Source organism: Aeromicrobium sp. CnD17-E, assembly GCF_024124745.1.
Lineage (GTDB): Bacteria > Actinomycetota > Actinomycetes > Propionibacteriales > Nocardioidaceae > Aeromicrobium.
Genome location: NZ_JAMXRU010000022.1, coordinates 26,220 through 34,033, shown reverse-complemented (window position 1 = coordinate 34,033; position 7,814 = coordinate 26,220). Strand labels below are relative to the sequence as shown.

At 73.5% G+C, this 7,814-nt stretch carries 6 protein-coding genes; 2 read left to right on the top strand and 4 right to left on the bottom strand.

The window, feature by feature from the left end:
* The 4 genes from NH339_RS06810 to NH339_RS06795 all read right to left on the bottom strand — a co-directional run.
* Positions 1 to 740: APC family permease (locus tag NH339_RS06810; protein ID WP_253023773.1), on the bottom strand; the 740-nt coding region annotated here is incomplete at its 3' end.
* A 2-nt stretch (positions 741 to 742) separates the two neighbouring features.
* Positions 743 to 1,540 carry an exodeoxyribonuclease III gene (locus NH339_RS06805; protein ID WP_253023767.1) on the bottom strand — a complete coding sequence of 266 codons (798 nt, stop codon included), beginning with the start codon at positions 1,538 to 1,540 and terminating at the stop codon, positions 743 to 745.
* 9 nt (positions 1,541 to 1,549) lie between these two features.
* A complete protein-coding gene (locus NH339_RS06800) occupies positions 1,550 to 3,718 on the bottom strand; it encodes a S9 family peptidase (RefSeq protein ID WP_253023765.1) in 2,169 nt (722 codons plus the stop codon).
* Between the two features lie 9 nt (positions 3,719 to 3,727).
* Positions 3,728 to 5,149, bottom strand: a complete 1,422-nt coding sequence (locus NH339_RS06795; RefSeq protein WP_253023763.1) for a DNA polymerase IV — start codon at positions 5,147 to 5,149, stop codon at positions 3,728 to 3,730.
* Between the two features lie 136 nt (positions 5,150 to 5,285).
* Here NH339_RS06795 and NH339_RS06790 point away from each other — a divergent pair, with 136 nt between their 5' ends.
* Positions 5,286 to 6,281, top strand: a complete 996-nt coding sequence (locus NH339_RS06790; RefSeq protein ID WP_253023761.1) for a DUF4192 domain-containing protein — start codon at positions 5,286 to 5,288, stop codon at positions 6,279 to 6,281.
* Positions 6,282 to 6,317: 36 nt separating this feature from the next.
* Positions 6,318 to 7,793, top strand: a complete 1,476-nt coding sequence (locus tag NH339_RS06785; RefSeq protein ID WP_253023759.1) for a glutamate--cysteine ligase — start codon at positions 6,318 to 6,320, stop codon at positions 7,791 to 7,793.
* Positions 7,794 to 7,814 lie beyond the last annotated feature (21 nt).

Here is a 7,814-nt window from a genome sequence, read left to right as displayed (position 1 = left end):
ACGGCGCGGCCGCTGGCGTCGGCGACGTCGGGCGGCAGCGCGTGGGAGACGGCTGCGGCGGCGACCACGTAGAGGACGGTGACGACCGCGAACGACACCGCGACGGCGCGCGGGATGGTGCGCTCGGGGTCGCGTACCTCCTCACCGAGGGTCGCGAGCCGCGCGTAGCCGGCGAACGCGAAGAACAGCAGCGCCGCGGCCTGCGGGACGGCCTGCAGGTCGAAGGCGTAGCCGGTCCCGTCGTCTCGCGGCGCCTCGCCGAGGACGAGGAGCGACGACGTCCCGACGACGAGCACGACCAGCACCGCCGACACGGTGAGCGCGTCGGCCGAGCGGCGGGCGCCGGCGAGGTCGACGGCCGTCAGCACGGCGACCGCGACGACCGCGAGCGTCGTCGCGTGACCAGGCGCCAGGTGGGCCCCGACCGCCAGCGCCATCGCCGCGCAGGACGCGGTCTTCCCGACCACGAACACCCAGCCCGCGAGGTGCCCCCAGGCGGGCCCGAGCCGCTCCCGCGCGAACACGTAGGTGCCGCCCGCGGCCGGGTACCGGCTGGCGAGGCGGGCCGATGCCAGGGCGTTGAGCCCGGCCACGAGCGCAGCGAGCAGCACCGCCCACACGACGAAGACGCCGGTGCGCCCGACCGCCGGACCGAGCGCGACGAACACGCCGGCCCCCAGCATCGACCCGGCGCCGAGGCCGGTCGCTCGGACGGGTCCGAGGACGCGGGCGAGCGCCACGGTCAGAGGGCGTAGTCGACGACGAGCGGTGCGTGGTCGGAGAACCGCTCCGCGTAGGTCGCGGCTCGGTCGACGCGGGCGGCACTGACCGTGGCGGCCAGCTCGGGCGTGGCGAGCTGGTAGTCGATCCGCCACCCGGTGTCGTTGTCGAACGCCTGACCCCGCCACGACCACCAGGTGTAGGGACCGTCGACCTCGCCGGCGTGCATCCGCGCGACGTCGACCCAGCCGAGCTCGTCGCGCACGCGGTCGAGGTACGCGCGCTCCTCCGGGAGGAACCCGGCCTTCTTCAGGTTGCCCTTCCAGTTCTTGATGTCGAGCTCGGTGTGGCCGACGTTGAAGTCGCCGGTCACGACCGCGTGGTCGGCGTGGTCGCGCAGCTCAGCGAGGCGCACCAGCAGCTGGTCGAGGAAGCGGTACTTCTCGTCCTGGCTGGGCGTGCCGACGCCGCCGGAGTGGACGTAGGCAGACACCGCGGTGAGGAGGCTGCCGTCGGGCAGCACGATGTCGGACTCGACCCAGCGGCCGGCGTCGTCGAAGGACGGGTCGCCGTGCCCGACGCGGTGCGCCTTGGGCTCGGTGCGGCTGAGCACCGCGACGCCCGCGCGACCCTTGGCGGCGGCCTCGGTGTGCACGACGTGGTAGCCGGTCCCGGCCATCAGCTCGTGCACGAGCGCGTCGGGCGCTCGGACCTCCTGCAGGGTGACGACGTCGGCGTCGGCGGCCTCGAGCCAGGGACCCATGCCGCGTCGGAGGGCGGCGCGGATGCCGTTGACGTTGACCGTGGCGATGCGGAGCACGCGAGCAGCCTACGAGCCGGCGCCGACATCGGCGGCAACCGGTCGGGGCTCGTGGGGCGCCCCGACGACGTCGATGATCCAGGCCAGCTCCCAGGCCCGCTCGTGCCAGGCCGCGTAGCGTCCGCTCACGCCGCCGTGGCCGGCGTTCATCTCGGTCTTGAGGAGGGCAGGGACCTGGCCGGTCGACCGTTCGCGCAGCCGCGCGACCCACTTGGCAGGCTCCACGTAGAGCACCCGCGTGTCGTTGAGGCTCGTCACTGCGAGCACCGGCGGGTACGCGACCTCGGCGACGTTCTCGTAGGGCGTGTAGGACTTCATGTAGGCGTAGACGTCGGGGTCGTGCAGCGGGTCGCCCCACTCGTCCCACTCGATGACGGTCAGCGGCAGGCTCGGGTCGAGGATCGTCGTCAGGGCGTCGACGAACGGGACCTCCGCCACGACGGCGCCGAACGCGTCGGGCGCCAGGTTCAGGGCCGCGCCGACGAGCAGGCCGCCGGCGCTGCCGCCCTCCGCGACGAGCCGCTCGGGCGAGGTCCAGCCCTCTGCCACGAGGTGGCGTGCCGCGGCGACGAAGTCGGAGAAGGTGTTCTTCTTGTGGGTCAGCTTGCCCTGGTCGTACCAGGCGCGACCGAGCTCGCCGCCGCCGCGGACGTGGGCGATGGCGAACACGAAGCCGCGGTCGAGCAGCGACAGCCGTGGGACGGACATGCCGGGGTCGATGCTGATCTCGTAGGAGCCGTACCCGTAGAGCAGGGCGGGTGCGGAGCCGTCGCGCGGGGTGTCGGCGCGGGCGACGAGCGAGATCGGGACGAGCGTGCCGTCGTCGGCGGTCGCCCACGTGCGGTGCTGCACGTAGTCGGCGGGGTCGTAGCCGCCGAGCACCGTCTGCTGCTTGCGCACGACCAGATCGCCCGTCTCGACGACGAGGTCGAGCACGGTGCTGGGCGTGACGAGCGATCCCATCCCGAGGCGGATCACGGGCTGGTCCCACTCGGCGTTCGCGCCCACCCCGGCGGTGAACAGCTCCTCGCCGAAGTCGATCTCGCGCGGCTCGCCGAGACCGCCGTCGTCGATGCTCGCGATGGCGACGCGGGTGAGCGCCTCGCGACGGTAGGAGAGCAGGAGCGACCGGGCGAAGACGTCGATGCCCTCCAGGCGCGTGCCTGCGCGGTGCGGCACGACCGTCTCGAGCGCCTCGCGCAGGGGTCGATCCACCGGTGCGGCGTCGACGGGCAGGGCGCCGAGCTCGAAGTCCTCCGCGCCGTCGTTGTGCAGCACCAGGAACAGGTCGCGTCCGGCGACCACTGCGTGCTCGAGCGAGTACTCGACGCCGTCGCGGCGCGGCACCACGACCCTGAAGTCGCCGGTCGGGTCGTCGGCCTCGAGGACGAGCACCTCGCTCGTGATCTTCGACGACGCGCCGATCACGAGGTAGCGCTCGGACTGGGTGCGCCCGACACCGGTGAAGAACCGCTCGTCGGTCTCCTCGTGGACGAGCACGTCGTCGGCGTCGGAGCCCAGTCGGTGTCGCCAGACGCGGTGGGGACGCCACGCGTCGTCGACGGTCGTGTAGAAGAGGTGGCTCCCGTCGGCGGACCAGGTGACGCCGCCGCTCGTGCCGGCGATCTCGTCGGCGAGCAGCTCGCCGGTGCGCAGGTCCTTCACGCGGATCGTGTAGCGCTCGTCGCCGACGACGTCGGTCGACCACGCGAGCAGGTTGCCGTCGTCGCTCAGCGAGAACCCGCCGAGGGAGAAGAAGTCGTGCCCCTCGGCCTCGAGGTTGGAGTCGAGCAGGACCTCCTCGCCGGGCACGGGCTCACCCGGCACGAGGGTCGGCGGCTCCCAGTCGTCGGGGGACGAGACCGCCGTGCGGCAGCGGATGGCGTACTGGCTGCCCTCGACGGTGCGCGAGTAGTACCACCAGCCGCCGTGCCGCACGGGCACGGAGAGGTCGGTCTCGAGGGTCCGTGAGCGGATCTCCTCGAACAGCCGACCGCGCAGGTCGGCGAGGTGGGCCGTGCGGGCCTCCGCGTACGCGTTCTCGGCCTCGAGGTGGGCCAGGGTGCGAGGGTCGTCCTTGTCGCGGAGCCACTCGTACGGGTCCTCGACCTCGTCGCCGTGGTGGCGGCGGACGACCGGGTGCTGAGGGGCGACGGGCGGTTCGTGCGTCGACGTCATGCGGTGACGCTATCGCCCGGCACCCAGGCCCTCGTCGCTCGACCGCTCCGCGGCGCTCGGCGCGGTCAGCTCGTCGGGTCGGCGCGGGCGTGTGGGGCCCGTGTGACCGGGCGTGAGGGCGTCGTCGCCGGCCGCGAAGGTGTGCACGGGCCCGGGACCCGTGAGTCGCGTCTCGAAGCGGACCGTCACCCGGCCGAGGCCGGCGCCCCACACCCAGCCGTCGCCGTGGTGGCGGTGGTGGACGTCGGCGCCGGGGCTCCAGACCGGGCCGGGGTCGGGGGAGCGGGGAGCGGGCTCGGCGACGGGCTCGGGACCGGTGGACGGCTCGTCCGTGCTCCCCGCATCGGGGTCGGGCTCAGGCTCGGCGAACAGGTCGTCCTGCACCCAGTCCGCGAGCCCGCTGACCCCGACGCCGACCAGGCGCAGACCGCCCGACAGGTCCGTGGCGGCCAGCAGGCCCTGCGCGCTCGCGGCGAGCAGCGTGGGCGAGTCGGTGGGGCCCGCGAGGGTCGTGGAGCGGGTGTGGGTCTCGAAGTCGTGGTAGCGGATCTTCAGGGTGACGGTGCGGCCGGAGAGACCTGCGCTGCGCAGCCGTCCACCGACGCGCCGCGCCATCGTGTCGACGACGCCCTCGAGCCGGGCCCGGTCGGTGACGTCGTCGGGGAAGGTGTCCTCGACGCTGATCGACTTCGCCTCGCGCTCGGCGACGACGGGTCGGTCGTCGTCGGCACGGGCGAGGCGGGCGAGGGACCGTCCCGACGCGGAGCCCAGAAGCCGGACCAGCTCGTCCTCGTCGCGCTCGCGCAGCTCGCCGACCGTGCCGACCCCGATCCGGCGCAGCCGCTCGGCCGTCGCGGGCCCGACGCCCGGGATCGCCCGCACCTGCATGGGCTCCAGGAGCGCGAGCTCGGTGCCGGGGGCGACCACGAACATGCCGTCGGGCTTGCGCAGCTCGCTGGCGATCTTCGCCATGAGCTTCGAGGACGCGACGCCGACCGAGGCCGTGAGGCCCTCGGTGATCTCGGTGATGTCGCGGCGCAGCGTCTCGACGCGCTCGAGCACGGCATCGGGGGAGAGGTCGTCGTCAGAACCGGCCGCGAGGTCGACGTAGGCCTCGTCGAGCGAGAGCGGCTCGACGAGCGGCGACTCCTCGCGCAGGCGCCGCATGACGAGGGTGCTCGCCTCGCGGTAGGCGTCGAAGCGGCCCGAAAGGAACGCCGCGTGCGGGCACCGCGCCCGGGCCTCGGCCATGCGCATCGCCGAGCGGACGCCGTGGACGCGCGCCTCGTAGGAGCAGGTGGAGACCACGCCACGCTGTCCGATGCCGCCGACGATCACCGGTCGGCCGCGCAGCGACGGCTTGTCGCGCTGCTCCACCGAGGCGAAGAAGGCGTCGAGGTCGAGGTGGAGCACCGACGCCGTGGACCGCATGGTCCCATTCTGCTGCGGACCGCCGACGGTCGCTGCGTCCACACCCTCGGTCGCCGGGCGCGCCCTGGCCTGACGTCCGTCCACAGGCGGGGAACGCGCACCGCCGCACGCCGTCCGCGCGCAGCAGGTTGGGTCCATGACCTCCCAACCCGTGTACACGGCCCACGACGTGGCCGACCTCTTCAACCTCCTGCCCACCGCGCTCGGCTTCGCCCCGCACGAGTCGATCTGCGCGATCGCGACGAGCGGCCCGCGGCACCGTCTCGGCTTCACGATGCGCGTGGACCTGCCCGACCAGGACGACCACGTGGAGCACGTGGGCCGCTTCGTGGCCGGACACCTGCGCGCCCAGGGCGCCGACGGCGCCATCGTGCTCGTCGTCTCGACCCGGGTCGAGCGAGCCGCGCAGGCAGCGCGTGCGGTCGAGGGCGCGCTCGGCGCGATCCGACCGGTCGTCGTCGCCTGGACCGACACCAGCCGCTACTGGACCGCCTCGGACGACGACCCGACCGGGACGCCCCTCGACCTGAGCCCGCACCATCCGGCGGTGCTGGAGGCCGTCCTCGCGGGCCAGGAGGTGCTGCCCGACCGCACGGCCCTGGAGGACCGCTGGCGCCCGTGCGACGGACCGGGCTCGAGGTGGCTCCTGACGCAGGTGGTCCAGGTCGAGCGGGAGCTGGTGGAGCAGTCGTGGCGCGCGCCGACCGACCTCGCCGTCACGGGGCTCCAGGAGGTGCAGGACGTCGTGCGGACCGTCGAGCGCTCCGGCGTCGACGCGGTGGACGCCCGGTCGTTGCTGCGGCTGGGCGTCTGGCTGACGCTGGGAGCGGTCCGTGACGGGCTCTGGCCGACCCTCGACGACGCTGGTCCCGAGCGGCTCGCCACGTGGCGCGAGCTGGCCCGGCGGTCGCCCGGGGTCTACGCCGCCGTGCCGTACACGGTGGCCGGCTACCTCGCGTACCTCCGGGGCGACGGCGCGCAGGCCGCCCTCGGCTTCGACCGGGCCAGGGCCGCGGACCCGGGCTACACGATGGCAGCGACCCTCGGTGACGCCCTCCGGTTCGGCACGCACCCGCGGAGGCTGCGGGAGATCGTGCGCGCGGCGTTCGCGGACGCGGGCACCCTGCGATGACGCGCACTGGGCCGGCGTCGCCCCTAGGGTGAGCGCATGGGTCAGGACGTCGACGACAGGACCTTCACGCGCGAGGACCGGACGCGGTACCGGGAGAAGGTACGACGCTGCCTCGACGTGTTCGCCCGGATGCTCTCCGAGCACGACTTCTCCGTGGGCGAGCCGCAGATCGGCGTCGAGATCGAGCTGAACCTCGTCGACGACCTGGGCGACCCCGCGATGCGGAACGCCGAGGCGCTGGAGGCCATCGCCGACGAGGCGTTCCAGACCGAGCTCGGGCTGTTCAACATCGAGATCAACGTCCCGCCGCAGCCGGCGAGCGGTGACGGCTTCGCCGTCCTGGAGCAGACGGTCCGCCGTGACCTCAACGAGGCGCAGGAGAAGGCCGCGCGCGCCGAGGCCGGTCTGCTGATGGTGGGGGTGCTGCCGACCCTGCGCTCGGAGCACCTGCGTCAGGAGTCGCTCTCGCCGAACCCGCGCTACCACCTGTTGTCGGACCAGATCCTCTCGGCGCGTGGCGAGGACATCGCGATCGTCATCGACGGGGTCGACCGGTTGGAGACGACGGCCGACACGATCGTGCCCGAGGCGGCCTGCACGAGCACGCAGCTGCACCTGCAGGTCGAGCCCGACGACTTCGCGGCCACGTGGAACGCCGCCCAGGCCATCGCCGGCGTGCAGGTGGCCGTGGGCGCGAACTCGCCGTTCCTCCTCGGCCGACAGCTCTGGCACGAGACGCGGATCCCGTTGTTCGAGCAGGCGACCGACACGCGCAGCGAGGAGCTGAAGGCGCAGGGCGTCCGGCCGCGCGTCTTCTTCGGGGAGCGGTGGATCACCTCGGTCTTCGACCTGTTCGAGGAGAACGTCCGGTACTTCCCGGCGCTGCTGCCGATCGTGGAGGACGAGGACCCGGTGGCCGAGCTCGAGGCGGGACGCGTCCCCGCGCTCGCCGAGCTGCTGCTGCACAACGGGACCGTCTACCGGTGGAACCGCCCGATCTACGACGTGAGCGACGGACGTCCGCACCTGCGGGTGGAGAACCGGCTGCTCCCCGCCGGGCCGACGGTGGTCGACACGGTCGCCAACGCGGCGCTGTTCTACGGCCTCGTCCAGGTGATGCGCCAGAGCGAGCGTCCGGTCTGGTCGCAGCTCTCGTTCCGGGCGGCCGAGGAGAACTTCCACCAGGCGGCGCGGGTGGGCATCGAGGCCGACCAGTACTGGCCCTCGGTCGGCACCGTGTCCGTCCGCGAGCTGGTGCTGCGTCACCTCCTGCCGCTCGCCCACGAGGGACTCGGCCAGATGGGCGTCGACACCGCGGTCTCCGACCGGCTGCTCGACGTCGTGGAGCAGCGGTGCATCCGCGGCGCCAACGGCGCGACCTGGCTGGTCTCGGCCGTCGAGCAGGAGCTGGGGCGGACGGGTGACCGCACTGCGGCGCTGCGTGCCGTCACCCGGCGCTACGCGGAGCTCATGCACACCAACGAGCCGGTGCACACCTGGCCGCTCGACTGAGGTCGCAGGGCGCGCGGACCA

Excerpts from the sequence above, each read along its gene's own strand:
- NH339_RS06800 (WP_253023765.1), bottom strand. The coding sequence starts at position 3,718 with ATGACGTCGACGCACGAACCGCCCGTCGCCCCTCAGCACCCGGTCGTC.
- NH339_RS06795 (WP_253023763.1), bottom strand. The coding sequence starts at position 5,149 with ATGCGGTCCACGGCGTCGGTGCTCCACCTCGACCTCGACGCCTTCTTC.
- NH339_RS06790 (WP_253023761.1), top strand. The coding sequence starts at position 5,286 with ATGACCTCCCAACCCGTGTACACGGCCCACGACGTGGCCGACCTCTTC.
- NH339_RS06785 (WP_253023759.1), top strand. The coding sequence starts at position 6,318 with ATGGGTCAGGACGTCGACGACAGGACCTTCACGCGCGAGGACCGGACG.